28 protein-coding genes are annotated in these 26406 nt (G+C 56.6%); 27 read left to right on the forward strand and 1 reads right to left on the reverse strand.

Features of this window, described 5'->3' with window-relative positions:
• Positions 1-181 precede the first annotated feature (181 nt).
• The 22 genes from AADW57_RS05605 to yaaA all read left to right on the forward strand — a co-directional run bounded on the left by AADW57_RS05605 (position 182) and on the right by yaaA (position 18823).
• Positions 182-1345, forward strand: coding sequence for a tyrosine-type recombinase/integrase (locus tag AADW57_RS05605; RefSeq protein ID WP_341669068.1), 1164 nt, complete (start codon positions 182-184; stop codon positions 1343-1345).
• A 9-nt stretch (positions 1346-1354) separates the two neighbouring features.
• Positions 1355-2149, forward strand: coding sequence for a hypothetical protein (locus tag AADW57_RS05610; RefSeq protein WP_341669069.1), 795 nt, complete (start codon positions 1355-1357; stop codon positions 2147-2149).
• A 121-nt stretch (positions 2150-2270) separates the two neighbouring features.
• A complete protein-coding gene (locus tag AADW57_RS05615) occupies positions 2271-2471 on the forward strand; it encodes a helix-turn-helix transcriptional regulator (RefSeq protein WP_341669070.1) in 201 nt (66 codons plus the stop codon).
• An 11-nt stretch (positions 2472-2482) separates the two neighbouring features.
• Positions 2483-2698 carry a helix-turn-helix domain-containing protein gene (locus AADW57_RS05620; protein ID WP_341669071.1) on the forward strand — a complete coding sequence of 72 codons (216 nt, stop codon included), beginning with the start codon at positions 2483-2485 and terminating at the stop codon, positions 2696-2698.
• Positions 2699-3072: 374 nt separating this feature from the next.
• Positions 3073-3333: a hypothetical protein gene (locus AADW57_RS05625; RefSeq protein WP_341669072.1), complete on the forward strand. Its 261-nt coding sequence runs from the start codon at positions 3073-3075 to the stop codon at positions 3331-3333.
• Positions 3326-3658, forward strand: coding sequence for a hypothetical protein (locus AADW57_RS05630; protein WP_341669073.1), 333 nt, complete (start codon positions 3326-3328; stop codon positions 3656-3658). The genes AADW57_RS05625 and AADW57_RS05630 overlap by 8 nt, the downstream gene beginning before the upstream one ends.
• On the forward strand, positions 3651-4004 hold the full coding sequence (locus tag AADW57_RS05635) for a hypothetical protein (protein ID WP_341669074.1): 354 nt from the start codon (positions 3651-3653) through the stop codon (positions 4002-4004). Before AADW57_RS05630 ends, AADW57_RS05635 begins: the two co-directional genes overlap by 8 nt.
• Positions 3991-4407: a hypothetical protein gene (locus tag AADW57_RS05640; RefSeq protein WP_341669075.1), complete on the forward strand. Its 417-nt coding sequence runs from the start codon at positions 3991-3993 to the stop codon at positions 4405-4407. Before AADW57_RS05635 ends, AADW57_RS05640 begins: the two co-directional genes overlap by 14 nt.
• 817 nt (positions 4408-5224) lie before the next feature.
• Positions 5225-6442 carry a phage major capsid protein gene (locus AADW57_RS05645; protein WP_341669076.1) on the forward strand — a complete coding sequence of 406 codons (1218 nt, stop codon included), beginning with the start codon at positions 5225-5227 and terminating at the stop codon, positions 6440-6442.
• A gap of 15 nt (positions 6443-6457) precedes the next feature.
• Positions 6458-6985, forward strand: coding sequence for an HK97 family phage prohead protease (locus tag AADW57_RS05650; protein ID WP_341669077.1), 528 nt, complete (start codon positions 6458-6460; stop codon positions 6983-6985).
• Positions 6979-8196, forward strand: coding sequence for a phage portal protein (locus AADW57_RS05655; protein ID WP_341669078.1), 1218 nt, complete (start codon positions 6979-6981; stop codon positions 8194-8196). Before AADW57_RS05650 ends, AADW57_RS05655 begins: the two co-directional genes overlap by 7 nt.
• Positions 8193-8561 carry an HNH endonuclease gene (locus tag AADW57_RS05660; RefSeq protein ID WP_341669079.1) on the forward strand — a complete coding sequence of 123 codons (369 nt, stop codon included), beginning with the start codon at positions 8193-8195 and terminating at the stop codon, positions 8559-8561. The genes AADW57_RS05655 and AADW57_RS05660 overlap by 4 nt, the downstream gene beginning before the upstream one ends.
• A 45-nt stretch (positions 8562-8606) precedes the next feature.
• Positions 8607-9068, forward strand: coding sequence for a TerS protein (locus tag AADW57_RS05665; protein WP_341669080.1), 462 nt, complete (start codon positions 8607-8609; stop codon positions 9066-9068).
• Positions 9065-10561 (forward strand): terminase large subunit, encoded by a 1497-nt coding sequence (locus AADW57_RS05670; RefSeq protein WP_341669081.1) that lies wholly within the window; start codon positions 9065-9067, stop codon positions 10559-10561. Before AADW57_RS05665 ends, AADW57_RS05670 begins: the two co-directional genes overlap by 4 nt.
• A gap of 10 nt (positions 10562-10571) precedes the next feature.
• Positions 10572-10850 (forward strand): head-tail connector protein, encoded by a 279-nt coding sequence (locus AADW57_RS05675; protein ID WP_341669082.1) that lies wholly within the window; start codon positions 10572-10574, stop codon positions 10848-10850.
• A gap of 470 nt (positions 10851-11320) precedes the next feature.
• Entirely contained in the window at positions 11321-12640 is a 1320-nt protein-coding gene (locus AADW57_RS05680) for an ABC transporter substrate-binding protein (protein WP_341669083.1), read from the forward strand.
• Positions 12641-12740: 100 nt separating this feature from the next.
• Positions 12741-14447, forward strand: a complete 1707-nt coding sequence (locus AADW57_RS05685) for an ABC transporter permease (protein ID WP_341669084.1) — start codon at positions 12741-12743, stop codon at positions 14445-14447.
• Between the two features lie 2 nt (positions 14448-14449).
• Entirely contained in the window at positions 14450-15544 is a 1095-nt protein-coding gene (locus tag AADW57_RS05690) for an ABC transporter ATP-binding protein (RefSeq protein ID WP_341669085.1), read from the forward strand.
• Positions 15545-15552: 8 nt separating this feature from the next.
• Positions 15553-16461, forward strand: a complete 909-nt coding sequence (locus AADW57_RS05695) for a LysR family transcriptional regulator (RefSeq protein ID WP_341669086.1) — start codon at positions 15553-15555, stop codon at positions 16459-16461.
• Positions 16458-17108: a histidine phosphatase family protein gene (locus AADW57_RS05700; protein WP_341669087.1), complete on the forward strand. Its 651-nt coding sequence runs from the start codon at positions 16458-16460 to the stop codon at positions 17106-17108. Before AADW57_RS05695 ends, AADW57_RS05700 begins: the two co-directional genes overlap by 4 nt.
• A gap of 81 nt (positions 17109-17189) precedes the next feature.
• Complete coding sequence (locus AADW57_RS05705; protein WP_341669088.1) at positions 17190-17972, forward strand: 3-hydroxybutyrate dehydrogenase; 783 nt, start codon at positions 17190-17192, stop codon at positions 17970-17972.
• A 74-nt stretch (positions 17973-18046) separates the two neighbouring features.
• A complete protein-coding gene (yaaA, locus tag AADW57_RS05710) occupies positions 18047-18823 on the forward strand; it encodes a peroxide stress protein YaaA (RefSeq protein WP_341669089.1) in 777 nt (258 codons plus the stop codon).
• On the opposite strand, the gene AADW57_RS05715 is transcribed toward yaaA, so the two are convergent.
• Positions 18820-21105, reverse strand: a complete 2286-nt coding sequence (locus AADW57_RS05715) for an FUSC family protein (protein WP_341669090.1) — start codon at positions 21103-21105, stop codon at positions 18820-18822. The genes yaaA and AADW57_RS05715 overlap by 4 nt on opposite strands.
• A 443-nt stretch (positions 21106-21548) precedes the next feature.
• On the opposite strand from AADW57_RS05715, the gene ilvB reads away from it, so the two are divergent.
• The 5 genes from ilvB to rpsO all read left to right on the forward strand — a co-directional run bounded on the left by ilvB (position 21549) and on the right by rpsO (position 26352).
• On the forward strand, positions 21549-23273 hold the full coding sequence (gene ilvB, locus AADW57_RS05720; RefSeq protein WP_341669091.1) for a biosynthetic-type acetolactate synthase large subunit: 1725 nt from the start codon (positions 21549-21551) through the stop codon (positions 23271-23273).
• Between the two features lie 10 nt (positions 23274-23283).
• Positions 23284-23775 carry an acetolactate synthase small subunit gene (gene ilvN, locus AADW57_RS05725; protein ID WP_341669092.1) on the forward strand — a complete coding sequence of 164 codons (492 nt, stop codon included), beginning with the start codon at positions 23284-23286 and terminating at the stop codon, positions 23773-23775.
• A gap of 89 nt (positions 23776-23864) precedes the next feature.
• On the forward strand, positions 23865-24881 hold the full coding sequence (gene ilvC, locus AADW57_RS05730; protein ID WP_341669093.1) for a ketol-acid reductoisomerase: 1017 nt from the start codon (positions 23865-23867) through the stop codon (positions 24879-24881).
• A 271-nt stretch (positions 24882-25152) separates the two neighbouring features.
• A complete protein-coding gene (pssA, locus tag AADW57_RS05735) occupies positions 25153-25920 on the forward strand; it encodes a CDP-diacylglycerol--serine O-phosphatidyltransferase (RefSeq protein WP_341669094.1) in 768 nt (255 codons plus the stop codon).
• Between the two features lie 162 nt (positions 25921-26082).
• Complete coding sequence (rpsO, locus tag AADW57_RS05740; protein ID WP_003801068.1) at positions 26083-26352, forward strand: 30S ribosomal protein S15; 270 nt, start codon at positions 26083-26085, stop codon at positions 26350-26352.
• Positions 26353-26406: the final 54 nt, after the last annotated feature.

The following is a 26406-nucleotide window of genomic DNA, read 5'->3' on the forward strand; positions in this document are numbered from 1 at the left end:
ATCCCACCCTGTCCGCCATTATTTAGTTCAAAGCAGTACAAAGAAGTCTACAGAACCCGCATGTTTAAAAGCATGGCGGGTTTTTTGTTGCCCGTAATGTCCATCAAGGTTCGTTGACAGCGACGGTATTTGGACGGTATCAATGACGGTATGTGTAACTACCGTCAATCGAGATACCGTCATGAAGCTGAAAGACACGGCTGTCAGGCAGGCCAAGCCAGGGGATAAGCCCTACAAGCTGACCGATGGCACAGGCCTGTACCTGCTGATAAATTCGGCGGGCAAATACTGGCGCTATGACTACCGTTTTGACGGTAAGCGTAAAACGGTTTCGTATGGCGTCTACCCTGTTGTCACGCTGGCGGCAGCCAGAGAGCTACATATCGACACCAAGCGCCAGATCAACTCTGGCATTGATCCTATGGCGACACGACGGGATGAGCGCGCAACAGATCAAAACACTTTTCAACATGCCGCTGAGCAATGGCGTAAGCATTGGCGCACTGGCAAAACCGAAAAGCACGATAAGGACGTATGGCGACGGCTCGAGGTGGACGTATTACCTACCTTGGGGGCGATACCGTTGTCTGAAATCACGGCGGCCCATGTGCGTGATTGTGTGAAGGCCATCGAAAAGCGTGGAGCTATCGACATTGCCAAGCGTCAGTTGCAGAAGTGCAATCAGATTATGCGATTTGCCGTGGTTCATGACCTGGTGGAGCGCAATCCGGTTGCCGACGTTCAGCCGTCAGATATTCTGCCGGCCAGGAAGAAGCGCAATTATTCCCGCGTAGATGCCAAGGACTTACCGCAGTTGCTGCGTGACATTGACGCCTATATAGGCAACGAGCACACCCGCCAGGCACTTTGGCTGATGGCTTTGACGTTCGTGCGAACGTCTGAGCTGATTGGGGCGCAGTGGTCAGAGTTCGATCCAGACGCCGCCCGTTGGGTGATCCCAGCCGAGCGCATGAAGATGCGGACACCCCATATTGTCCCCTTGAGCAATCAGGCGCTGGCCGTGCTGGAGAAGCTGCAAGCTATTTCCTATGGCCGGGAGTTCGTCTTTCCTGCTGATACCGGCAAACCCACACACATGAGCAATAACACGATCCTGTACGCCTTGTACCGCATGGGCTATCGGGGGCGCATGACAGGCCACGGATTCAGGGGAGTGGCATCGACTATTTTGCATGAGCACGGTTGGCCACATGAGCATATCGAGCTGCAATTAGCACACCAGGAACGAAACGAAATAAGCGCAGCCTACAACCATGCCCTGTATCTGGAGCCGCGAGCTAAAATGATGCAGTGGTGGGCGGATCATATTTCTTCAATGGAATAGGGGAAGATAATGGCAGAAAAGATTAGTGAAAGTGATTTTTTTCAATCAGTAATTCGCGCTGATGCGGAGCGAGTGGATCTGATATTTTCCTCCCTGGATGGTGATCTTATGTCGGGTTATCGAGGTGATCTAAGGTTTCACCCGGAGACGGCAGGTAGAATTAAAGAAAAATTTATTGAGCTTAGAAAAGAGAAATGGGATGCAGATCTAGATTGGCTTAAGCGTGAGGCTAGATCGTTTGTTGACGGTATACGAGATATTGCACGAACGGCGCCAGCGACTCAAAAATATGAACCAGATAACCAAAGACAGAGAAAAGAGCGTTTAGAGTCGATCGGCAAACATGTAAATGCTTTGGCTGACCTTATGAATGATGCTGATAGCATGGCTTTAGGCTGGCTTCTGGTGCAGTTCTTTGCTATCCATGAGAACGATGACGAGCCGGGAAAAGACCCGATGAAAGCTCAGGCTATGGCCTTACATACTCGTAAGTTTTTGCGTGAGATTTTGCCCGATCTGGGCCTGGCGGCTATCGAGGCAAGTAAAACTCTTCCTCTGGCAGATCGACCTAATCCGTACTTAACGGCTGGGTTAATCCTAAATCGTAGATTTTATGATGCTGGCTTGCTGGAGCATTTCAAACCAGAAAAGAATAGCTTTGGCTGGCTTTGCATGTCAGAAATGATGATGCTCATGGGGGCTGAAGATAGTGATAAAACATCTTATTGGCTGCGTAAAACCATCGAAGACCCTGAGTCAACAACGGCTTGGATTGAAGGTTTAAGGAAGAGAGCGGTCGAATAGGGCAGCAGAGAAACCGAGGGGGAAAAAAACCCCTCATTTTATTTCACCTCGTTTTTTTTGGATAAAGAGAACGAAACGGAAAGAATGAGTGCCATGTACAGCGCCTTTCAAGGAGATTCACATGGCACCCAACAATTCCACCCGCATCATCCGCCTTCCCGCCGTCATTGACGCAACCGGCCTTGCCCGCAGCACCATCTACAAGGGCATGGCAGACGGCACCTTTCCTCAGAGCATCCAATTAGGCCCACGCGCTGTAGGCTGGCCTGAAAGCGTCATCCAGAAGTGGATCTCCGACCGCATCAACTCCGCTGGGCAATAGGGGGGGCGGACATGGAGACCAAACAGAATATGATCCTGCGCACCTTGGCCGAGCGAAGCTTGAATCGCTTCGAGGCTGAGCGCCTAGGGGACCATTGCCTTCATAGCACCATCTCCACGCTGCGCGGCCTGGGCTACCAGTTCCACACGGTATGGGAGACCGTCCCCACCAGGTTCGGCACAGAAGCGCGTGTGAAGCGTTACTACCTGCTGCTGGGGGGGGCGTGAAAGTGGCTCTCAACCCACCCGGCTATCGAAACAGCATTTCCCGAATTGCGTTTGCGCGTTTCGGGAATTGCGAAAGCGCATTTCAGGAGCACGAGGACACAGTTGCGCACGACGCAGATAGGTGGCAGAATGCTTGCACGGCTCAAACAACAGCCGTCGGGTTTAGCAGCCCGGAATCACACTGGCGGACAACCGCTGCTAAGCGGTTTTTTCACGTCCGTACGCTATTGCGCGCCTTCTATGGGCGGGCCATGGTGGGGGCATCTTCGGATGCGCCGGGTTCCTTTGTGTCCGGTCTGCTAACCCTGCCATGTGCCCGCCCGCCCCATTTAGCAGTGGGGCGCGGGTTTACCGCTCACAAAGGAGGCCATCAAATGGCACACGCTTCTATTCCCGCTCGTTCTGAGCAAACACATTCCCACGATTTTAATTTGGCCGCCCGCGCCGCCCGTCGAGCTGTGCGCCAATGGTTTGCTGGCTGGCCTGTTCACTCCTTGGCCGAATGGCGTGATACCTGCCGTGCGGAGCATTGCGATGGCCTGCCTTCGCCCGTCGAACGTGGTCAGGCATTCGATGATGCTTTCTGCCGTGAGATTGGCTGCGTAATCGTATCGGGAGGGCTGCGCAATGTCTAAGAAAGTGGATGCGCTACATGCTGCCGTTCAAGATATGGACAGCATTGGGCAAGGGGCGCTGGGCTCTATCAGCACCATTGCAAAACTTACTTTGGCTTGGCTGGAAACGCCTTCAGCCTACGCTCAATGGTGGCGTGTGGCAGACGCTCTGGAGTCAATCCAGGCAATAGCGGATACGGCTGAAATTGACCTGAGCAATACAGCGCAATCGGTCGAAGCTGCTCACCCTAACTACGCGGCATTGCGTCGCCAAAAGGCATATGAGCAAGCCCAGTTGTTGAGCAAAAGCTCCACCCGACCGATTGCAGGGGGTAGCCATGAGTAATCGCTATCTCGAAGAGGATTTGGGCGTAGTTTCCCGCCAGATGAAAAGCCGACTTTCTCGTAAGCTGGGGCCGGAGCTTTACGTCATGCTTGATATGCTCGATCAGGCCCAGCAGGTGGCTGGAGATGCTGCTACGGCGCTGCGCATCGCAGATCAGTCATCCATGGCCCGCGACTGCGCAGACCCAGATGAAGCTACGCCGCTGAGCGCCTACGGAGAAGGCGCACTACGCCGCCTTGCGATGAATGCCCTTTCTCTGACTGAGGAGCGTATAAGTGAGTGGCTCTCAAGCTACGTGGCCCGTCATCTGAATGAGGCCGAGGATCAGCGGCATGGCGCGGACTAAGCACCGTAAAGGCGCTTTAGCGGCCCTGGGCGGGTTCGTGGCAATGCCATTCAATGTACTGGATAGCCGTGCGTACCTGTCCCTGGGGCCATCAGGCGTAAAGCTGCTGATGGATGTGTGCCGTCAGTACACAGGCGCCAATAATGGCCGCCTGACGCCTTCTATGGGCATGATGAAGGATAGAGGGTGGACATCACCAGATACTCTAAATCGAGCCAAGAAAGAACTCCGTGAGTCACGGTTAATCACGGTGACCAAGCAAGGGAGCCGCCGCAAGGGTGATTGTGAATTTTGGGCGCTGAACTGGCATAAGCTGGACTGGCGCGATGACATGGACATTCAGCCAGGTGGACATGACTACATGGGGTTTCTGAGGCTCGAAGACGCGAAGACCAAGCCGTAACCCAAACTGCCTTTTGGTATGCAAAGCCCAGCCCTGGACGGCTGGGTTTTTTCTTGGGTGAAAAATAATTCTTAAGTACGGAATCCGTATTCAGTTTGACCTTGAAAGGCCGTTTTAAGTACGGTTTCCGTATTCAGTTTTCACTATGTACGCCACCTGTGAGTACGGTTTCCGTATTCAGGAAAACCGAATAAAATTCGTGTTAGTTAAGCATTATCAATTGGTTAAGCGTTTCCTGCCTACAAAAGAAACAAAATATTACTGAGTACGGTTTCCGTACACCTATATAGAGGTAGCCATCTATACCTCAATTCTAAGGACAGACTCACTGGCTACACGGGGGCGGCCGCTGGATTTCAAACCGGGAGTTCCGGTATTGGTTTGTGAGCGCGGCTTCGAGACCCCCTCTTTGGGGCAGGCCCTCAATCTGAGGTTCCGCCATTCAGGTGCCAATTCCTTGTTTTGATTGGATTCCTCGAAAGTGGGGAATCGACTCCATCGGTCAGGGGCAAATACGGGAATAGCCCGCGAATCACTGTCACTCACAGGATCGACACCCAGATTTTGGGTATCGACCCCCGCAGCATTTTCACCCCCGTAGGAATTGCACCCCTGACCAACGGCGTCGGGTGGCAAAACACCACCCCATACAAGCCCCTTCAAAGCCCCTTTAAATGTGGCTTAACGCCCACAGTCAAAAATAGTTTTTGTCCAACAAAATTCATTAACGTTTTCAGATAATTAGGGCCATTGCGCTTGTTTTTGCAGGGTGATATTTACTGTATGTGTATACAGATCACCCTATAGGAACCCTGCAATGAAACTTCATGAAATCCGCGAAGCCCGCGCTACCAAAGTGGCTGAGGCCCGCAGCCTGTTGGAAGCCCACAAGACTCTGACGGCTGACCAGCAAACCGCCTTCGACAAGCTCAAGGCGGATATTCAAGACCTGGAGCAGCAAGAATCCCGCCAACAGTTCATTGACGACATGGAGCGCCGCCAAGCGGGTGCGCCGGTTGATGGGGGCGGTGATAACTTGGCCGCGCTGGAAAAGCGCGTCTCCCTGCTGGATGTGCTGCGTACCCAGATGGAAGGCCGAAGCCTCACTGGTGCCGCTGCCGAGTACACCCAAGAAACCGAGCGCCGTACAGGTCGCAAAGCACAAGGCGCATTCGTTCCCCTGGCCCTGCTGGAGCAACGCGCCGCCAATGACACGACCAGTGCCAAAGAACTGGTACCCACGACCCACCGCCCTGACCTGTACATTCCGGCCCTGCGTGAGCGCCTGGTAGCGCGTCAGCTTGGCGTTCGTGTGCTGACGGGCCTGACTGGCAACCTTTCGATCCCAAAGTATGGCAGCGGCCTGGCAACCGGCTGGGTGGCCGAAGGGGGCGCAGTGCCAGACGGCCAGATGGGTTTTGATTCGGTGGGCCTGTCCCCCAAGCATGTAGGCGGCAAGACGGAAATGTCTCGCCAGTTGCTGCAACAGTCCAGCCCCGACATTGAGCAGTTGGTGCGTGATGACCTGGCGTTCCTGATCGCTAAGCAGATTGACGCCGCCATTATCGCGGGTACGGGTACAGCCAATGACCCCGTGGGCGTGCTGAACATGGCTGGCATCCAGTCTGGCTCACTGGCTACGCTGGACTGGCCTGCCGTGTTGGCTTTTGCTCAGAAGCTGGAAGATGAAGAAATCTACGGGGGCGCATGGCTGACCACGGCCAAGGCCAAAAACAAGTTTGCATCGACCTTGAAAGCAGTGGGCCTGCCTGGCTACCTGCTCGAAGGCGGCATGATGGCAGATCGCCCCCTGGTGACGTCCAAGCGCGTCCCGTCTGACGTGGCAGGTGAAACCGTCATCCTGGGCGACTTTTCGCAAATCCTGCTGGGCGTCTGGTCGGAGCTGGATATTCTGGTCAACCCCTTTGCTGAACCCGCTTACAGCCGTGGCGGTGTTGTGGTGCGGGCAATGGCGACCGTTGGTACGGCTTGCCGCCATGAACAGGCGTTCGTGGTTGCCAACGACCTGGCTTAATTGGTGGGGGCGCGTATGTTGGAAGTCAGATCCACGGCAGGCATTGAGCATAAGGGGCGCACCGTGACCGGATACGCCGCTGTGTACGGTAGTCCGGCAGACCTGGGGGATTTTTCGGAGACGATCCTACCGGGGGCGTTTGATGCGAGCTTGCGCGACGGTCAGAACATTCGCGCCCTGTACCACCACCAAGGAGCGGCGATTCTGGGCAGTACCCGAGCGCAGACTTTACGCCTTCGGAGTGACGCCAAGGGGCTGGCTTTCGAGCTGGACTTGCCTAACACCACGGCGGGCAATGATGTACTGGAGCTGGTTAAGCGTGGTGATGTGGCCGGGTGTAGTTTCGGCTTTCGTCTGAGTCCTGGCGGCGACGCCTGGGAACATCGCAACGGCAAGCCTTGCCGTGAGCTGCGTGCCGTGGAGCTGATCGAGGTGACGCTGACGGCTGACCCGGCCTACGGCGATACCAGCGTGGCCCTGCGTTGTGCTGCGCGACTGGCCTTTGATGCGAACCGCGCTTGGCTGGAGACCGTGCGATGCTGAACCGGATATTGACCCGCATGGGCTACGAGCGCCGCAGCAGCAATCATGCCCCTGGCGGTGATTCCTATTGGAAGGACTTTGCCGCTTTGCGTACTGGCCCAGTCAATGCGGACACGGCCCAGGGCGTTGCAGCCGTCTACGCCTGCGTACAGGCCATTTCCGAGACGGTGGCGACCTTACCCCTACATCTGTACAAAGATACCGGCAAAGACCGTCAGAAGGCCCGCAATCATCCTTTGTATCGGGTGCTTCATGATGCGCCGAACCCTGAGCAAACCACGATGGAGTTCCGGGAGGCGATGACGGCGGCGGTACTGCTGACCGGCAATGCCTTTGCCCGGATCGTGCGAGACCGTGACGGCCAGGTGCGCGAGCTGTGGCCGCTATCCAATGTCCAGGTGCTGCGATTGGATAGCGGCAAGCTGGCCTACGAGTATTCCGAGCGTTCGGGCAACATGGTACGGCTGCTGCAAGACGAGTGCTTGCACCTTCGCCACCGGATTAGCACGGATGGTGTGCTGGGCCTGAGTCCTGTTTCTGTGGCGCGAGGCGTGATTGAGCTGGCTCAGTCTGAGCAAGAGCATGGTACGGCCACGTTCCGCAACGGGGCCAAGCTGGCCGGTGTGCTGGAAACGTCCCAGGTGCTCAAGCCAGAGCAGAAAATCGCTTTGCGGGAGTCGTGGGGCAATCAGTACGGCGGTACTGCCAACAGTGGCCGGACGGCAGTGTTAGAAGCGGGTCTGAGCTACAAGCCCATCAGCATGAGCCTGGAGGACGCCGAATGGATCGAAGCCCGCAAGTTCAACGTGTATGAGGTCTGCCGCTTGTTTCGTGTCCCGCCTGTGATTGTGGGGGCGATGGAGAGCGCGAACTACAGCAACAGCGTGGAGCTGAACCGACAGTTCGTCACCTTGACCTTGCGCCGCTGGCTGGCCATGTGGGAGCAAGCCATCAATGCCAAGTGCCTGAGCGAGACCGCCCGCCAAGTCTACTTTGCCGAGCACAGTGTAGAAGGGTTGCTGCGTGGGGACAGCGCGGCCCGCGCCGCGTTCTATGCCAGTGGCATACAAGCGGGATGGATGCGCAAGAGCGAGGCCCGTGAGCTGGAGAACCTGCCGCCTATCGAGGGGCTGGACGATCAGCAGGTAGAAGGCGGTAACGTCCGAACCATGCCGTCCCAGCCATACCCCAGCAAGGAGACACCGACATGAGCCGTAGAGCCAACCCCACCGGACGCCATGCCGACCCGCGCCGCACATTGCCGCTGACGGGAAGCGCCTGGCGCAAGCTGCGCGAACGTGTGCTGGCGCGTGACCCGATCTGCCAAGAGTGCTACCGGCGCGACCACTTCACTGAAGCGACGGATGTTGACCACATCAATGGCGACCCGAGTGATAACAGTCTGAAGAACCTTCAAGGGCTATGCCATTCGTGCCATAGCCGCAAGACGCGCCGGGAGATGAACGGCAGCGCAGGCGTGTGGGGGTGCGATGTAAACGGGTATCCACTTGACCCTGACCACCCTTGGAACATCGAGGAACGGCAACGGAAATCACTGGAAGCTGAGCGCGCTTGACCGCCCTCCCAGTCTCTTTTTTATGCTAACTGCAAATCCCGGACTATGAAAACCACCCAGAAACGCGCCCGCACAGACACGACCAAAGCTGCCGTACAGGCCGCCCAGAATGCCGCCTTGCCACCGCTGGAGCCGCCCGCATGCGTGATCCTGCGCCCAGGCGATCAAGCCTTCTGGGAGCGCATCGTCATGTCCAAGGCCCGCGATAATTGGACGGAGGTGGATTTGATCACGGCAGCGCAATTGGCCCGCGCCCAGGCCGACATCGAGACGCTTCAGCAGCAGGTGGATGCCGAAGGCTACATCATCGAAGGCAAGGTGAATCCGGCGGCGCAGATGCTGGAGATGCTGAGCAAGCGAGCCGTTTCTCTGACTCGGGTCTTGCAGGTTCACGCCCTGGCCACCGTTGGCCGTGCTTCCGATGCCGTGGCCTCTGCCAAGCTGGAGCGCGACGCCCGCCAGGCCGATGATGATGAACTGATTCCGCGCCTATCCGTAGTCCGATGACCCGAGCCGACAAGATCATCCGCTTCATTGAATCCTACTGCCGAGTGCCGGAAGGGGCGCTGGTGGGCCAGCCGCTACACTTGGCCGACTTCCAGAAGGACTTTATCCGCGACACCTACAACAACCCCGCAGGGACGCGCCGGGCCATCCTGAGTATCGCCCGCAAGAACGGTAAGACGGGCCTGATTGCAGGCATGTTACTGGCACACTTGGTCGGGCCAGAAGCGCGACAAAACAGCCAGATTGTCAGCGGTGCCATGAGCCGGGATCAAGCCGCTTTGGTGTTCAACCTAGCTGCCAAGATGGTGCAGCAGTCCCCTAAACTGGTGGACTTGGTGCGTATCATCCCCAGCGGCAAGCGGTTGATTGGCCTACCGATGAACGTGGAGTATCGCGCCCTGGCCGCTGACGGACGCACGGCCCACGGCCTTTCCCCTGTGCTGGCGATCCTGGACGAAGTTGGGCAAGTACGTGGGCCGCAATCGGACTTTGTGGACGCTATCACGACCAGCCAAGGGGCGCACGAAAACCCCTTGTTGATTGCCATCTCGACACAAGCTGCTAGCGATGCTGATTTGTTGAGCACCTGGATAGACGATGCCAAGGCCAGCAATGACCCACGTATTGTCAGCCGGGTGTACGAAGCGCCCAAGGACTGCGACTTGTTGGATGAAGATTGCTGGAAATCCAGCAATCCGGCGCTCGGTAGCTTTCGCAGCCTTGATGATTTGCGCGAGCAGATGCAGCAGGCAGCGCGTATGCCCAGCATGGCTAATACCGCTCGTAATCTGCTGCTAAATCAGCGAGTGAGCTTAGACAGTCCCTTTATTAGCCCTGACGTGTGGAAAGCCAATGGTGCTATGCCGGTGTCCTTTGATGGGCCTGTGTACGCCGGATTGGACTTGTCTGCCCGTACCGACTTAACAGCCCTGGTGCTGATTGGGCAGGTGGACGGGATGTGGTGCGTACAACCCCATTTCTGGACACCCAAAACGGGCGTCCAGGAGCGCGAGCGCCGTGACCGTGCGCCGTACATGGCGTGGGCGCAGCAAGGCTATCTGCGTGTCTGTGATGGCGCGGCCATCGACTACGAGCAAGTCGCCAACGACATGGGGGAAATCTTATCCGATGTGGAGGTACAGGCGATTGCATTTGACCGCTGGCGGATTGATGTGCTGCGCCGTGAGCTTGACCGGATGGGCCTGGATTTACCGCTGATCGAATGGGGGCAGGGTTTCAAGGACATGTCCCCGGCCTTGGATGCGCTGGAAGTGGCCTTGTTGAATAACGATGTGGCCCACGGCAATCATCCGGTGCTGACCTGGTGCGCGGCCAACGCTACGACCACGAAAGATCCCGCAGGAAACCGCAAGCTGGATAAGAGCCGACCTACTGGCCGTATTGATGGCATCCAGGCGCTGGCAATGGCGTTTGGAGTGGCGACCCGCACCGAGGCGGCACAGACAGTACCTGACGAAATTTTCTTTATATGAGAGGTTGGATATGGCCCTGACACTGGAGCGGGTGAAATCCCACTTGCGGGTGGATGATGATTACGAGGACGCCGATATTCTCACGATGGTGGAGGCGGCCAAGGATGCCGCCTTGGATTATTTGAACCGTGATGGCTTCGACGGTGACATGCCGCCAGCCGTAGAGGCGGCTATCTTGTTGCAGGTAGGTGATTTGTACACCAACCGAGAGCGGCAGGCTAACGGGCCATTCCATGCCAACCGAACATACGAACGCCTGCTGGCCCCTTATCGGGTGTTAGCTGTTTAAATAGACGGTATTTTTGACGGTATGTTAAATTGTTGTATTCATAATGTGTTGATAAATAACTGTTAATTTGATAATGTGAATGACACCCTGCCGCCACCAAATTAGCCCCGAAGCCACTCTATGCCGGGGCTTTTTTGTGCCCGGGAAATCTCTGCTGTAGTACGACCGTCTTTGTTTTGCCGGCTGGTGTGTGGACGGTCAGTTTTGACTAGAATACGTAAAATAATAAAAATGACGGCAGTCAAAAAGATGTGGCCTAACAACGCGGAAGGCGCAGTCTCTTTATTCTTAAAATATGGCCGTTAAACAAAGCACCTAGGGTTTTTCACTACATCAATCAAATCATTGATAATTAAACATTATTTCTGATTTATGACATGTATTAAATCTTTTTATTGGACGCTTTGATGGGTGCTCCCTACTGTGCCTGTAGCAAAAATGCTAAGGCTAAAAAAGAGGAGTCCATCAATATGTTGACACGCAAGAATTTATTATTGGCTGGTCTGATGTTCGCGCTGAATGGGACGGCTTTGGCCGGAACGGTCACCATCGTAACCTCGTTCCCCAAGGAATTAACCCAGGCGTACAAGAGCGCGTTCGAGAAAGCGAATCCGGATATTAAGCTCGAAATTCTGAACAAAAATACGGTTTCCGGCATTGCCTATGTGCGGGAAACGCCGGAAGGGCGGCGTCCCGATATTTTCTGGGCCAGTGCGCCGGATGCGTTCCAGGTTCTGGTCAAAGAAAATCTGCTCGACAAGATTGCCGATATTGCCAATCCGGCGGTACCGGCCGTGGTAGGCCGCTTTCCCATTAATGATCCCAACGGCTATTTCCTGGGCCAGGCCTTGGCCGGCTACGGCATTATGTACAACACGCGCTTGCTCAAAGCCAAAAAGCTGCCCGAGCCCAAGACGTGGGAAGATTTGATGCGCCCCGAGTGGTTTAACAACGTCGGGCTGACCTCGCCATCGCGTTCGGGTACGACCCATCTGACAGTAGAAACCATTTTGCAAGGCGAAGGCTGGGATAAAGGCTGGGAGACATTGCTGCGCATTTCGGGCAATAGCGCGGCGCTGACGGACCGCTCTTTTGGTGTTCCGGATGGCGTAAACAACGGTCAGTTCGGGGCCGGCCTGGTGATTGATTTCTTTGGCTTGTCCAGCAAGTACTCCAAGTTCCCCGTGGAGTTTGTCTATCCTAACGAGACCTCCATCGTGCCGGCCAACATTGGCCTGATTGCGGGTGCCGCCAACGGCCAGGAAGGCAAGAAATTCATCGAATTTTCCTTGAGCAAAGAAGGTCAGGAGCTGTTGTTGGCTCCACAGATCTCTCGCTTGCCTGTCTTGCCCTATGCCCAGTTGAGCAATGTGCCCGAGAACTATCCCAATCCCCAGGTGATTGTCGAGCGCAGCACGGTCAACTTTGATGTGAACCTGTCCCAGCAGCGCTACTACATCGTGCAGTCCTTGTTCGATCAGACCATCACCTTCAGGCACAAGGAATTGCAGGCAGCCAGCAAGGCCATTTTTGATGCTCAGGCCAAGCTGGGCGATTCGCCGCAAGGCGAGGCGGCCGAGTTGCTTGCGCAAGCCAAGAAGCTGGCGTGGACACCTTTGCTAAGTGTGGAGCAGGTCCAGGCCCCAGAGCTTGTCGCTCTGTTCTCCGGTGATAAAAAAGACACCCAAGTCAGCCAGCAGTTGTCCAAGCTGCAGGGCGACTGGAACAGTCAGGCCAAAGTGAATTACGAAAAGGCCGTGGAGCTCGCCAACAAGGCGAAATCTTCCTAATACGCCAGAGCGGCATGTCTCCTCCCATTGAGACTGATGGGGGGAGACTATTTTTTCTGTTTATTGGCGCGATATCAATCGCATCATAGCGGTGTACTTCATGGCCCAATCCTTTTCTTCCCGATACCCGGCGGGGTTGATCGCGGCAGCTCTTGTCGTGTTGTCCTTCCTGGTCTTGTTTCTGGTCGTTCCCATTGGGAACGTCTTTTATACGGCGTTTGTTGATACAGACGGAGGCTTTACGCTAGGGCACTTTGGTGCGTTTTTCCACCAGACCTTGCTGAAAGAGTCTTTTCTGAACAGTCTGTACGTGGCCATCATGTCCACGGTATTCGCATCGTTGATTGCTATTCCATTGGCTTACCTGACGATTCGTTTTCAGTTTCGCGGTGCGCTCATCATTCAGACCTTGGGCATTTTGCCTTTGATCATGCCCCCCTTTGTCGGGGCGGTGGCCATGCAACTGCTGTTTGGCCGCTCGGGCTCGCTGAATCTGCTTCTGGATGACTGGTTTGGCATTACCTTGCCCATCATGGATGGCCTGAATGGCATTATTTTTGTTGAAGCGCTGCACTATTTCCCCTTCATTCTGATGAACCTGACGGTTGCCTTGCGCAATATCGACGGCGCAATGGAGGAGGCGGCGGTCAACCTGGGCTCCAAAGGCTGGCGGCTGTTCCGTCGCATTATTTTCCCCTTGGCCCTGCCTGGCTATATCGCCGGAGCGTCGCTGGTTTTTGTCAAAGTGTTCGATGATCTGGGCACGCCTTTGGTGCTGGGTATCACCAATATGCTGGCTCCCCAGGCCTATCTGCGTATTACGCAGGTTGGGATCGACGACCCGTTGGGTTACGTCATCAGTGTATTGATGATTGCGTTCTCGATCCTGGCATTGTGGCTGTCGGCATCGTCCTTGAAGGGGCGGGATTATTCCACGATCCAGAAAGGCGGCTCATCCATTCAACAGCGTCGTCTGACCCCGACTCAAGCCTGGCTGGCGTATGGCTGGATCGCTCTGGTGTTGCTGCTGGTCTTGTCGCCGCACTTTGGCGTGTTGCTGCTGTCGCTGGCGACCGTATGGAGCTATGCCCCCTTGCCCGACGGTTATACCCTGGCGCATTACACGGCGGTTTTCCAGGAATCGCAGGGCATGATAGGCAATACCTTGTTGTATTGCGGCATTGCGGCCGGCGTGGACGTCATCCTGGGTACGGCGATTGCATACATCATGTTGCGCACCAAAATCCCTGGACGTCAGTGTCTGGACTGGATTGCGTCGGCGGCGCTGGCTGTGCCCGGCATTGTGCTGGCGATCGGACTGATGCGTACCTTCCGCGATGTCACCTTGCCCTTTACCGAAGATGCGCTGACATCGACCTGGGTGCTCATTATGATTGCCTATGCCGTGCGCAGATTGCCGTATGCCCTGCGATCATGTGTAGCGGCCTTGCAGCAGATCAGCCTGTCGCTGGAGGAGGCCGCCGCCTCGGTGGGAGCCAACCGTTTCAGCACTATTCGACGCGTGGTGGTGCCGTTGATGGGGGGGGGCATTTTGGCCGGTTTCGTGACCAGCTTCATTACGGCGGCCGTGGAGTTGTCGGCCACCATTATGCTGGTGACGCGCGATAGCGACGCCCCCATGAGCTATGGCATTTATCTGTATATGCAAAGTGCGTCAGGGCGCGGGCCTGGGGCCGCCCTGGGCGTGCTGGCCGTGGCCGTCGTTGCCATCGGCACCTATGTATCCCATGTGATTATTGAGCGGGCCTCCGCGCGTCAGCGCCCAGGCAAGGTAGATCAGGAGTAGTCATGAAAAAAGTAAGTGTGGAATGCCGCAATATTCGGCTGGCATATGGCAAGAACGAAGTGTTGAAAGACATCAACCTGACGATTGAGCCCGGTGAGTTCTTTGCCTTGCTGGGGCCATCCGGTTCGGGTAAGTCGACGCTGCTGCGTCTGATTGCCGGCTTCAATCAGCACAACTCCGGGCAGCTCTTGATCGATGGCAAGGATATCGGCAATATGCCCGCGCACAAGCGCAATATCGGCATGGTGTTCCAGAGCTATGCATTATGGCCGCACATGAGCGTCTGGGATAATGTGGCCTTCGGCCTGGTGGAGCGTCGCCTTCCGTCGGCGGAGATACGCCAGAAAGTGGCGGCTGCGCTGGATCTGGTCGGTCTGGCTGATTTTGGCAAACGCAGACCCAATCAGCTCTCGGGCGGCCAGCAGCAGCGTGTCGCGCTGGCGCGCACCATCGTCATCGAACCGCAGGTATTGTTGCTGGACGAGCCTTTGTCCAATCTGGACCAGAAGCTGCGTGTGCAGATGCGCCAGGATCTGTTGTCTTTGCAGCGTCGCCTGGGAATTACGACTATTTTTGTGACGCACGACCAAGAGGAGGCCATGACCACGGCCGATCGCATGGCTGTGATGGATCAAGGAGTGGTGCAGCAGGTGGGTAGTCCGGCGACCTTGTTCGATTTTCCTTGCAATCGCTTTGTGGCCAATTTCGTGGGCACGATGAATATGCTGGAAGGCAGCGTGAAGGAGCGTTCGGCTTCGACCATGACGCTCAAGGTCGACGGTATCGGTGATATGGTTCTGCCCTTGATGGATAACGAGCACAAGGAAGGTGAGCGTTTCTCGGTCAGCTTCCGTCCCCATACGGTGGAGCTGGAAAGCGGCAATACGTCACGCACCACCGATGCTCGTTATATCTGGATACCGGGCCAGGTCGCGCAGAGCGAGTTTCTGGGCGAGTTCACTCGTTACGACATTCGGATCGGCGAGGAAACCGTGGTGGCCGATCAGGCGCACTTTGCCGGCGGTTCTCGCTTGCGTCCAGGCGCGCCGGTCTTTGTGGGGGTGGAGCCGGCGCAGGTGCGCTTGTTGCCGGTATAACGATACTGATGGAAATCAATCAAATCAGGGCTTTCATGACCGTGGCTCGTCTGGGTAATGTTACCCGGGCGGCCGAGGCCCTGAACTTGACCCAACCGGCCGTGACAACGCAGATCAAAGCCCTGGAACAAAGCCTGGGCGTCAGTCTGTTCGAGCGCACGGCCGGTCGCATCAGTTTGTCCAAGGCGGGCGAGTGTCTGTTGCCGGCAGCCGAACAATTGCTGTTGCAGGCTCGCCAATTGAAAGCCCAGGCCAAGCAGTTGCAAGGGGAACTGAGCGGGTCCATTGTGCTGGGCCTGCCCAGCGAGCATCTGGATTTTCTGCGTCTGGGTGAGTTGATCAACAGCATTTCCACGCGCCTGCCGTTGATCGATCTGCAAACCCAGGTCATGCCGGCCATGCAACTGGAAGAGTATGTCAGCACTAACAGATTGACGGCTGCCTTCAGCATTTCGGCGTATACACCGCGGGACGTGAACTGGCTGCCTTTGCGCAGTATCAGTTACCGCTTGGTGCTGCCCAACGAATTGGCTAAGGACATCAGTCTGGGCGGTTGGGCTGCCCTGGCGGCCTTGCCCTGGCTGGACGGACCACTGGGCAGTCATACGCATTTATTATTGCGCGAGATCTTCGAGAGACGGGGGCTGACGCCCAGGGTTATCATGCAAGGGGCCGATCAGGCCCAGATGGATGCCTTGGTGCGGGCCGGCTCGGGCTGCGCGTTGTTGCGCGAGGAAATTGCCCTGAAAGGTGTCCAGCAAGGGCACTTCACGATCTGGGGCGGAAACGTCAAAGTCGACGCCTCGCTGGGCTTTATTACGCCTTTGGAAAGCATAGAGTCGCCTGTTAAAGTGGCGTTGATCTCTATGCTGAAAACTATCTGGCACCTGGATGGTGCAACTATTTTGCATTCATGAAACAAGAAACCCATATCTGGTTGATACGTCACGGTGAAACGGTCTGGAATGCGGCGCGGCGGTTGCAGGGATGGCAAGACACCGCCCTGAACGAAGTGGGTGAGCAGCAGGCGCGTGATCTGGCCGGGTTTTTGGCATCGGAGCATTTTGGTGTTCAGTTTGATCATGTCATCAGCAGCGACCTGCAACGGGCGGCGGCAACGGCGGCCATTGCTTGCGCACATACCGGTCTGCCCGTGGTGCTGGATGGCGGTTTCAGGGAACGTGGCTTCGGCGTCCTGGAGGGACGCAGTTGGGATAGCTTCGGCGGTCGTGTGCCGGATCAACCCAGCCAGAGTGTCGAAGACAGTCCGCAAGGCGGGGAAAGCATTCTGGTGTTTCAGCAGCGTGTGCTCAGCGCCGTGCAAGCGCTTGCGCAGCGCTACCCAGGTCAGAAATTGGCTGTATTTACGCATGGCGGGGTCATCGATATGGTGTGGCGTCGCTTGTTGCGCGTGGATCTGTTCGCGCCTCGCACGCAGACTATTTTGAACACAAGCATCAACCATTTCAGCGTGAGCCCTTTAGAGCAAGGGGGCGAGTGGGTGTTGCAGCGCTGGGGGCTGGCCAGCCACATCGATGCAGGCGCGCTGGATGACTTGGGGTGATAACAGAGCACTCGCAACAGAACCTCAGCCCGAGTACACTCAGAGCTTGAATTTCCTGTCGTCAATACTCACGAGGTGCACATGCTGAAAGGAAAACGAGCAGTAGTTACGGGGTCGACCAGTGGCATCGGTCTGGCCATCGCGGCCGAGCTGGCCAGGGCCGGGGCCGATGTGGTCATCAACGGCTTTGGCGATGCGGATGCCATCGAACGCGAACGTAGCGGTCTGGAGTCGACCTTCGGCGTCAAGGTGCATTACTTGAATGCAGACCTGAGCGATGCCCAGGCTACGCGCGATTTTGTAGCCAAGGCAGCCGAGTTGCTGGGCGGTCTGGATATTCTGGTCAATAATGCCGGCATTCAGCATACGGCTCCCATCGAAGCGTTCCCGGTGGACAAATGGAATGCCATCATTGCCTTGAACCTGTCGGCGGTATTTCATGGCACGGCAGCGGCCTTGCCCATCATGCAGCAGCAGGGCTGGGGGCGCATCATCAATATCGCCTCGGCGCATGGCCTGGTGGCGTCAGTGAATAAATCGGCGTACGTAGCGGCCAAGCACGGTGTGGTTGGGCTGACTAAAGTGACGGCCCTTGAAAACGCCGGGAAAGGCATTACCTGCAACGCCATTTGTCCGGGTTGGGTGCGTACGCCTTTGGTGGAAAAACAGATCGAAGCCATCAGCCAGCAAAAGGGCATCGATATCGAAGCGGCAGCCCGTGAATTGTTGGCCGAAAAACAGCCTTCCTTGCAGTTTGTCACCCCTGAACAACTGGGTGGTGCAGCAGTTTTTATAGCGTCCGATGCGGCGGCGCAAATGACCGGCACCACACTGAGCCTGGATGGTGGCTGGACGGCGCGCTGATCGTAGCAGTACCGTTGTATTTATAGACGGCGGGCATCAGCCCGCCGTCCGTTTTTCAAAGAAGGATGATGCGCATGTTGTTGCTGCTCTCGCCAGCCAAGAAGCTGGATTACGATTCTCCCGTTCGCACCGAGCTCAGCTCCCAGCCGCTGTTTGTGCAACAGGCGGCGGCTTTGATTGATATTTTGCGCACGCGCTCCGAGGACGAGATTGCCGGACTGATGAAGCTTAGCCCCGATCTGGCACGTCTGAATGTGCAGCGCTATCAGGAGTGGGAGCCGGTGTTTGATCGGTCTAATGCGCGTCAGGCCGTGCTGGCGTTCAACGGCGATGTATACGAAGGCATGGCCGCCCAGGATCTTTCCGACAAGGATTTGGCCTGGACGCAGGATCATCTGATTTTGCTCAGTGGTTTGTATGGGGTTTTGCGGCCGTTGGACCTGATGCGTCCGTATCGCCTGGAAATGGGCACACGTCTGGATAACCCGGCAGGCAAAACGCTCTATGCCTATTGGGGCAGCCGTATTGCCGACTACCTGAACGAACGTCAAGAGGGCGAAGCAGCGCCGGTGGTGCTGAACCTGGCCTCTGAAGAGTATTTCAAAGTCGTAGACCAGAAAGTGTTGCGCGCCCGTGTTGTGCAGTGTGTCTTTCAGGACGAGAAAAACGGTGCCTGGAAAGTCATCAGTTTCTATGCCAAGAAGGCGCGGGGGCTGATGGCGCGTTACGTCATCGACCACCGTATCCAGAATGTCGAGCAGCTCAAGGCGTTCGATAGCGAGGGTTATGCGTTTGAGCCAGAGCTGTCCAGCGCCGACAAGCTGGTCTTTCGTCGTGCCGAGCAGGCTTAGGCGGTGCTTTGTCCAGCCGCCGATTTGTGTTCGGTCGGCAACTGAGGGCCGGCCTCGTATTCCAGGCCGCGCATGTCCTGGCGGATCAATTGGGCCGCCTTGCTCATCTGGCGGATCGGGTAGGCCAGCATGGCCAGGTCGCCCTCGGTTTCTATCGAGGCCGGCGGTTCGGCATCCTGATCCTGGATCAGTGCGCCAATGGCCTGTAGCGATTGGGCAATGCCTGGCGGCACTTCGGTCAGATTGGCCAATAAAGGTACGGCGGCACTGATCTGCGAGGCCAGCACATGGTTTTGGATCAGTAAATTGTTCAGCAAGGACACATTGCGCTGACGGCTGACAGGCTCATCCATCATGCGATAGAACGCCGAGGCGAAGTTGCTGAAGGCAATATGCACGTTCTTGTTGGCCACCTGCCAGGCAGTGTCAGCCTCCATCAATTCCAGATCCAGCTGATCACGTTGCGCATCGGTCTGTGCCGGGGCGCTGTCCTGACGTTCTTTGACGCCTTGATTGTGCAGGCGGCTCAAGCGGGCAAACTCCAGCCCGGTGCGCCAGAACTCCTGGTTGGCAGCCAGGGCGGCGCGGGCCAGGCTGGTCATGGCATTGGCTTCCCAACTGGGCAGCAGATAACTGGCAGCCATGGCGATGGCGCAGCCGATCAGTGTATCGACCAGACGTTCGCCGATGATGAAGGAGCCGCCTGTGGACAGGAACTGAAAAGACAGGATCACAAAAATCGTGTTGAACAGAGCCGAGAGCATGAAGTTCAGTTGCACCAGACTGTTGCCCAGCAAATAGGCCAGCAACATGGCCGCCAGATAGATTTCCCGGTTGTCGGTCAGTTTAAAGAGCACGAACGCGGCTGCGCAGCCCAGTACGGTGCCAAATAGACGCCAGCCGTTTCGTTGGCGCGTAGTGGCAAAGCCCGGCTTCATAATCACCAGGATGGTCAGAATGATCCAGTAGCTGTGTGCTGTCAGCGCGCTGACCAGGCCCAGTTGGGCTTCAAAGTGGCTGCTCAACGAGCCCACGCCCAGGGCGATCATGGAGGCAATGCTGACGCGCGCGGCGTAGCGGAAATGAGAGGACTTCAGTTTCAGGTTGCTGGTCAGCATGCCCAGGCGTACATCTTCGCGCGACAGAAATCGGCTCAGGGACTTGTTCAGGTACTGGTCCACGGGCAGATTCTGGCTGGCCCGGTGAGTCTGACCGGCCATGTGGTCCACAATGCGGTTTAGATTGCGCAGGCGTCGCAATACCTGCACAAGCAAGGCATAGGTTTCCGGGTCTTTTTCGGGCATGCCCTGGCGGCGGTAGTGCTCCAGCTCGTACTCCATGGCGCGGATTTCGGCTTTGACGCTGGCGCGCCGGCGCGTGCTGCTGCTGCGCGAGACGTTCATGGCGATGCGGCCTATATCCAGCGACAGCTTGTGCAGGCCGTCGCGGGCAAACACCATGAAATCGCTGTCCGCCACCTGGCGGCGCAGCACGGTGTAATCCGTGTAGGTTGCGACCAGGGAATCCAGAATGCTGACCATATTCAGGAAAATGGTCAGCAATGCACGGCGATGGTAATCCCCCCGCCCGTGACCACGCGGTAATTCGCGCAGCACCATGTCGCGGGCGGCCTGGTGCTTGTCGGTCATGTCCGACTGCAAATTGATCAAGCGCCGGTAGCAGTCATCCAGGTCCGAACCAGGGTCATAGAACTGCGCCCGGGCTTCCATGTACTGCGCGGTGGCAAACAGCGCGACCGCTAAAGTCTGGCGTTCTTCGCGATACCAGAGCAGGCGGCGAAATAGGGTACTGAACAAGTAGTAAGACAGGCCGCCGAAAAATGAGTAGAGCGTATGCGCCAGCACTTCCTGCGGCTGCATGGGGAAACGCATGGTCAAGGTCATCAGCAGCAGGGCGGCAAAACCGATCAGGCCGCCGCGTCGGCCAAAGACCGAGAACATGCTGTAAAGAAAACACAGCAGCGGCACGCATAGCACCAGCAGCAGTGGTTCGCTGGAGGCCAGCCCGGTCAGTGCGACTGTCAGGGTACCCAGGGCGATTCCGCCCAGCATTTCATTGTTGCGATAGCGGCGCGGGCCGCCTGGTTGGTCGATGATGGCCACGCAGGTGGCCCCCATGGAGGCGATCACGCCGATATCGTAATGACCGAAAAAACGTCCCAGAATAATGACCGGCAACAATACGCCTATGGACTGGCGCAGTCCGCCCAAAAAGTAGTGGCTATACAGGAATTGTTTTAATTGTGGAATCGGCGATGCCATGGGCTCCCCGGCCTGCGTGTCATGGTCAGACAGTATATCGTTTTAGGCATGTCTCTATTTTGACGCATATCTATTGCACTTTACCAACAATCCCAGTTGCCCGCTTTGGTGCGACGCGGTAAAGTAAGCAGATATTTTTGCTCTATATCCGGGGCAAAATGTTGCGAGGCACTGTCATCCGGGCCATCCGCCCGGTTTTTTGTGTCTGTAAACTTTGTTGCTGGCCGCGCCACAAGCGTGTGTTGCCGGGCTTCCGTTTCAAGCTAACGCATATTGTTTTATGTGCACGCACTGTATGTCGATGAGTGCAGGCCGGACGGTAATGTGTCTGGGTGGTGTGGTCCCGTGGGCCATGAAGCGCCAGATCATGTTGCTGAAATCGGTTCAAGCTCGGACCGTTGTTGGTCACTCGATCTATCAGGGCAAGACTGAAAGGAATATTTATGTCTGAATTAAATGGCGCGGATATCGTCGTGCGCACGCTCGCGGACGAAGGCGTGGAACACGTTTTCGGTTATCCCGGCGGTGCCGTCCTGTATATCTACGACGCAATCTTCAAGCAAGATCGCTTCCAGCACATTCTCGTGCGTCACGAGCAAGCTGCCGTGCATGCGGCCGATGCTTATTCCCGCTCTTCCCAGAAAGTAGGCGTCGCCCTGGTGACCAGCGGTCCCGGCGTGACCAATGCCGTCACGGGCATTGCCACCGCGTACCTGGACTCCATCCCCATGGTGATCATCAGCGGTCAGGTCAACAGCCACGCCATCGGTGAAGATGCTTTCCAGGAATGTGATGCCATCGGAATCACGCGCCCCTGCGTCAAGCACAATTTTCTGGTGCGCGATGTGCGTGAACTTGCCGATACCATTCGTAAGGCTTTCTATATCGCCACCACTGGCCGTCCTGGCCCGGTGCTGATCGATATCCCCAAAGACATTACCACTGCCGTCTGCAAATATACGCCCAAGCGCGCCGAGCCCAAGATGCGTTCCTATTCGCCCGTTACCAAGGGTCACCAGGGACAGATCAAGAAAGCCGTGCAGATGCTCGGCAATGCCGAGCGCCCGCTGATCTATGTGGGCGGCGGTGTGGTGTTGGGCAATGCCTCGGACGAGCTCGACGAATTGGTCAAGTTAAGCGGCGCACCGTGTACCACCACCCTGATGGGCCTGGGTGCCTATCCCGGCACAGCCGATCAGTACATCGGCATGCCTGGCATGCACGGCACCTACGAAGCCAATATGACCATGCAGCATTGCGATGTGCTGGTCGCAGTGGGCGCGCGTTTCGACGATCGCGTTATTGGCAACACGCGCCACTTCAGCCAAGTTCCACGCAAGATCATCCATATCGACATTGATCCCTCCGTAATTTCCAAGCGGGTCAAGGTGGATGTGCCTATCGTGGGCGGGGTCAAGGAAGTCCTGCAAGAGTTCAACGAGCTGTTTGCGCAGATGCGCCAGGAAAGCAATGGCGCAGCGCCTTCGCTGAACGAATGGTGGAAACAGATCAATGTGTGGCGGGGCAAGAACTCGCTGGCTTATGCTAAGTCCGACGAGCTCATCAAGCCTCAGTTTGTTGTTGAGTCCTTGTGGGAAGTCACAGGCGGTAACGCCTTTGTCACCTCCGATGTGGGCCAGCACCAGATGTGGGCTGCGCAGTATTACAAGTTCAACAAGCCGCGTCGCTGGATCAATTCCGGTGGCCTGGGCACGATGGGCGTGGGCCTGCCTTACGCGATGGGCGTGCAGATGGCTAACCCTGGTCAGGACGTTGCTGTCATTACCGGCGAAGGCTCCATCCAGATGAACATCCAGGAGCTGTCCACCTGCAAGCAGTATCGTTTGACGCCCAAGGTGTTATGCCTGAACAACCGTTACCTGGGCATGGTTCGCCAGTGGCAGCAGATCGATTATGGTTCGCGCTATTCGGAATCCTATGTGGATGCCTTGCCGGATTTCGTCAAGCTGGTCGAAAGCTACGGCCATGTGGGCCTGGAGATCGACAAGCCGGCCGATGTGGTGCCGGCCATCCGCGAAGCCTTTACCAAGCACAAAGACCGCCTGGTGTTCCTGAATTTCATCACCGATCAGACCGAAAATGTCTTCCCTATGGTGAAAGCGGGGCGTGGCTTGACCGAAATGTTGCTGGGTCCGGACGACCTGTAAGGAGAGAACCATGAAACACGTCATTTCTATCCTTCTGGAAAACGAACCTGGCGCGCTCTCGCGCGTGGTTGGCCTGTTTTCGGCGCGTGGCTACAACATTGAAACCCTGACCGTGGCTCCGACCGAGGACGACACCTTGTCCCGGATGACCATTGTCACCAAGGGGTCGGACGATGTCATCGAGCAGATCACCAAGCACCTGAACCGTCTTGTGGATGTGGTCAAAGTGGTGGACCTGTCCGAAGGGCCGCATATCGAACGCGAGCTGATGCTCATCAAGGTGCGTGCGGTTGGCAAAGAACGCGAGGAAATGAAGCGCATGGCCGATATTTTCCGGGGCAGCATCATTGATGTCACGGACAAGACCTACACCATTGAATTGACGGGCGTGCAGGAAAAAATCGCGGCCTTCATCAATGCGCTGGACCGTACGGCTATTCTCGAAACGGTGCGCACCGGCGTGTCTGGTGTCAGCCGCGGCGAACGTGTCCTGAAGCTGTAAGGCCTGCATTTCCTCTTTTTTACGCCGCGTGCAGGTTGCGGCACCCATAGAATTGCTGCATAAGCGAAAATTATTACTTGGAGCACCTAATGAAAGTTTTCTACGACAAGGATTGTGATCTCTCCCTGATCAAAGGCAAGACCGTTGCCATCATCGGTTACGGCTCGCAAGGCCATGCCCACGCCCTGAACCTGCATGAGTCGGGCGTTAATGTGGTGGTTGGCCTGCGCAAGGGCGGTGCTTCCTGGAGCAAGGCCGAAAATGCTGGCCTGAAGGTTCAGGAAGTGGCCGAGGCCGTCAAGGCCGCCGACGTGGTCATGATCCTGCTGCCCGACGAAAACATCGCCGAGGTCTACCGCACTCAAGTGGCCGACAACATCAAGCCCGGTGCCGCTCTGGCATTTGCCCACGGCTTTAACGTGCACTATGGCCAAGTCGTGCCACGCGATGACATCGACGTCATCATGGTGGCCCCCAAGGCTCCCGGCCACACCGTGCGCGGCACTTACCGCCAGGGTGGCGGCGTTCCTCACCTGATCGCCGTGTACCAGGACAAGACCGGCGCTGCACGCGATGTGGCCCTGTCCTACGCATCGGCTAACGGCGGCGGCCGTGCCGGCATTATCGAAACCAATTTCCGCGAAGAAACCGAAACTGACCTGTTCGGCGAGCAGGCCGTGCTGTGCGGTGGTGCCGTCGAGCTGATCAAGGCAGGTTTCGATACGCTGGTGGAAGCCGGTTACGCGCCGGAAATGGCCTACTTCGAGTGCTTGCACGAACTGAAGCTGATCGTGGACCTGATCTACGAAGGCGGTATCGCCAACATGAACTACTCGATCTCCAACAACGCTGAATACGGCGAATACGAGACCGGCCCCAAGATCATCACGGACGAAACCCGCAAAGCCATGCGCCAGTGCCTGGAAGACATCCAGACCGGTGTCTACGCCAAGAACTTCATCCTGGAAAACGCAGCCGGCGCACCTACGCTGACTTCGCGTCGCCGCATCAACGCCGAATCGCAGATCGAACAGGTCGGTGGCAAGTTGCGCGCCATGATGCCTTGGATCGCCGCCAATAAGCTGGTCGACAAGTCCAAGAACTAAGCCGATGGCGGCCTTGAGTCGCCCGACTATGTTTTGCTTCACGCCTCCCGCATTGCGGGAGGCTTTTTTATGTGGCCTGTTTTCTGTGAACCGTTCCCAGAGAGCATCGTCCTGATCTTGTGCTTGCCATGATTTTTTGTCCTGCGCCTAGAATGTGGAGCGGGGTGGGCTGTCAGGGCGGGGGCAAGATGCGTTATTCTTGCGGGTGTAGCGGTTTTCCCAGGGCCGATTACGGCGGGGATGCTTTTTTATAGAATCAACAGCGAGTCTTATGCCCAATTTTCTTAACGATGAAACCCGGCGTCGGCGCAGCATCTATCTGCTGCCCAACGCATTCACCACAGCCAATCTCTTTGCAGGGTTTTATGCTGTGGTGCAAGCCATGAACGGGCGTTTCGAAGCCGCCGCCATTGCCATTTTTCTGTCGCTGGTGTTTGATGGCATGGATGGCCGGGTGGCGCGTCTGACCAATACGCAATCGGCGTTTGGCGAGCAATACGACTCCATGGCGGATATGATTTCCTTCGGGGCCGCACCGGCTCTGGTCATGTATGTCTGGGCTATGCAGGGCTTGGGACGTTGGGGGTGGCTGGCTGCTTTTATTTATGTGGTAGGGGCCGCATTGCGCCTGGCCCGTTTCAATACCAATATTGCCGTGGTCGACAAGCGTTTTTTTCAGGGCCTGCCCAGTCCGGCGGCTGCCGCGCTGGTCGCAGGCTTTATCTGGCTGGCTGTGGACAATAAATTGTCGCTACAAGCACATGCCATCCCTTGGGTGGCGTTTGGTCTGACGGTTTATGCGGGCTTGGCCATGGTATCCAATGCGCCGTTCTACAGCGGAAAGTCTTTCGCGGTGTCTCGCAGCGTGCCATTTTGGGGCATGCTGTTGTTCGTGCTGGCGTTTGTGTTTGTGTCCACCGACCCGCCTGTTGTCCTGTTTGCTCTGTTTTGCGTGTATGGCGTTTCGGGGTGGGCCGTCATGGCCTGGCGCTGGCGCCGGGCCCGCGATCTAAGCCGTCGCCGGCGCGAAAACAACTGAACACAATCGCATCCAACGCTTTTCTGCTCAAAGCCTGAACGGCGCTGCGCTTTGTGGTTATAATACGTGCCTGCATCCGGCTTTTCTTGGGCGGGATGCATTTTCATTGTTAAACACGTTAGGGCACCTCGGTCCTAACGCATGTCCTAGAGGCTAAATAAAATGGCAGTTGCAGATATCAAAAAAGTCGATATCGTCTCCGAGTTTCAGCGCAAGCAAGGCGACACCGGTTCCCCAGAAGTGCAAGTGGCCCTGTTGACCGCTCGCATCAACGAACTGACCGGTCACTTCAAGGCCCACAACAAAGATCACCACTCCCGTCGTGGTCTGCTGCGCATGGTCAGCCGTCGCCGCAAATTGCTGGACTACCTGAAGGGTCGCAATCCAGATGCTTACCGCGCACTGATCGAAAAACTCGGTCTGCGTAAGTGATACCGGGGCTGGTTCCCCGCTAGACAACCGTGCACACTGCGAACTGGTTTCGCA

Origin of the sequence: Alcaligenes sp. SDU_A2, assembly GCF_038237375.1 — a bacterium.
In the GTDB taxonomy this organism is placed as follows: Bacteria; Pseudomonadota; Gammaproteobacteria; order Burkholderiales; family Burkholderiaceae_B; genus Alcaligenes.

Excerpts from the sequence above, each read along its gene's own strand:
- AADW57_RS05605 (WP_341669068.1), top strand. The coding sequence starts at position 182 with ATGAAGCTGAAAGACACGGCTGTCAGGCAGGCCAAGCCAGGGGATAAG.
- AADW57_RS05610 (WP_341669069.1), top strand. The coding sequence starts at position 1,355 with ATGGCAGAAAAGATTAGTGAAAGTGATTTTTTTCAATCAGTAATTCGC.
- AADW57_RS05615 (WP_341669070.1), top strand. The coding sequence starts at position 2,271 with ATGGCACCCAACAATTCCACCCGCATCATCCGCCTTCCCGCCGTCATT.
- AADW57_RS05620 (WP_341669071.1), top strand. The coding sequence starts at position 2,483 with ATGGAGACCAAACAGAATATGATCCTGCGCACCTTGGCCGAGCGAAGC.
- AADW57_RS05625 (WP_341669072.1), top strand. The coding sequence starts at position 3,073 with ATGGCACACGCTTCTATTCCCGCTCGTTCTGAGCAAACACATTCCCAC.
- AADW57_RS05630 (WP_341669073.1), top strand. The coding sequence starts at position 3,326 with ATGTCTAAGAAAGTGGATGCGCTACATGCTGCCGTTCAAGATATGGAC.
- AADW57_RS05635 (WP_341669074.1), top strand. The coding sequence starts at position 3,651 with ATGAGTAATCGCTATCTCGAAGAGGATTTGGGCGTAGTTTCCCGCCAG.
- AADW57_RS05640 (WP_341669075.1), top strand. The coding sequence starts at position 3,991 with ATGGCGCGGACTAAGCACCGTAAAGGCGCTTTAGCGGCCCTGGGCGGG.
- AADW57_RS05645 (WP_341669076.1), top strand. The coding sequence starts at position 5,225 with ATGAAACTTCATGAAATCCGCGAAGCCCGCGCTACCAAAGTGGCTGAG.
- AADW57_RS05650 (WP_341669077.1), top strand. The coding sequence starts at position 6,458 with ATGTTGGAAGTCAGATCCACGGCAGGCATTGAGCATAAGGGGCGCACC.
- AADW57_RS05655 (WP_341669078.1), top strand. The coding sequence starts at position 6,979 with ATGCTGAACCGGATATTGACCCGCATGGGCTACGAGCGCCGCAGCAGC.
- AADW57_RS05660 (WP_341669079.1), top strand. The coding sequence starts at position 8,193 with ATGAGCCGTAGAGCCAACCCCACCGGACGCCATGCCGACCCGCGCCGC.
- AADW57_RS05665 (WP_341669080.1), top strand. The coding sequence starts at position 8,607 with ATGAAAACCACCCAGAAACGCGCCCGCACAGACACGACCAAAGCTGCC.
- AADW57_RS05670 (WP_341669081.1), top strand. The coding sequence starts at position 9,065 with ATGACCCGAGCCGACAAGATCATCCGCTTCATTGAATCCTACTGCCGA.
- AADW57_RS05675 (WP_341669082.1), top strand. The coding sequence starts at position 10,572 with ATGGCCCTGACACTGGAGCGGGTGAAATCCCACTTGCGGGTGGATGAT.
- AADW57_RS05680 (WP_341669083.1), top strand. The coding sequence starts at position 11,321 with ATGTTGACACGCAAGAATTTATTATTGGCTGGTCTGATGTTCGCGCTG.
- AADW57_RS05685 (WP_341669084.1), top strand. The coding sequence starts at position 12,741 with ATGGCCCAATCCTTTTCTTCCCGATACCCGGCGGGGTTGATCGCGGCA.
- AADW57_RS05690 (WP_341669085.1), top strand. The coding sequence starts at position 14,450 with ATGAAAAAAGTAAGTGTGGAATGCCGCAATATTCGGCTGGCATATGGC.
- AADW57_RS05695 (WP_341669086.1), top strand. The coding sequence starts at position 15,553 with ATGGAAATCAATCAAATCAGGGCTTTCATGACCGTGGCTCGTCTGGGT.
- AADW57_RS05700 (WP_341669087.1), top strand. The coding sequence starts at position 16,458 with ATGAAACAAGAAACCCATATCTGGTTGATACGTCACGGTGAAACGGTC.
- AADW57_RS05705 (WP_341669088.1), top strand. The coding sequence starts at position 17,190 with ATGCTGAAAGGAAAACGAGCAGTAGTTACGGGGTCGACCAGTGGCATC.
- yaaA (WP_341669089.1), top strand. The coding sequence starts at position 18,047 with ATGTTGTTGCTGCTCTCGCCAGCCAAGAAGCTGGATTACGATTCTCCC.
- AADW57_RS05715 (WP_341669090.1), bottom strand. The coding sequence starts at position 21,105 with ATGGCATCGCCGATTCCACAATTAAAACAATTCCTGTATAGCCACTAC.
- ilvB (WP_341669091.1), top strand. The coding sequence starts at position 21,549 with ATGTCTGAATTAAATGGCGCGGATATCGTCGTGCGCACGCTCGCGGAC.
- ilvN (WP_341669092.1), top strand. The coding sequence starts at position 23,284 with ATGAAACACGTCATTTCTATCCTTCTGGAAAACGAACCTGGCGCGCTC.
- ilvC (WP_341669093.1), top strand. The coding sequence starts at position 23,865 with ATGAAAGTTTTCTACGACAAGGATTGTGATCTCTCCCTGATCAAAGGC.
- pssA (WP_341669094.1), top strand. The coding sequence starts at position 25,153 with ATGCCCAATTTTCTTAACGATGAAACCCGGCGTCGGCGCAGCATCTAT.
- rpsO (WP_003801068.1), top strand. The coding sequence starts at position 26,083 with ATGGCAGTTGCAGATATCAAAAAAGTCGATATCGTCTCCGAGTTTCAG.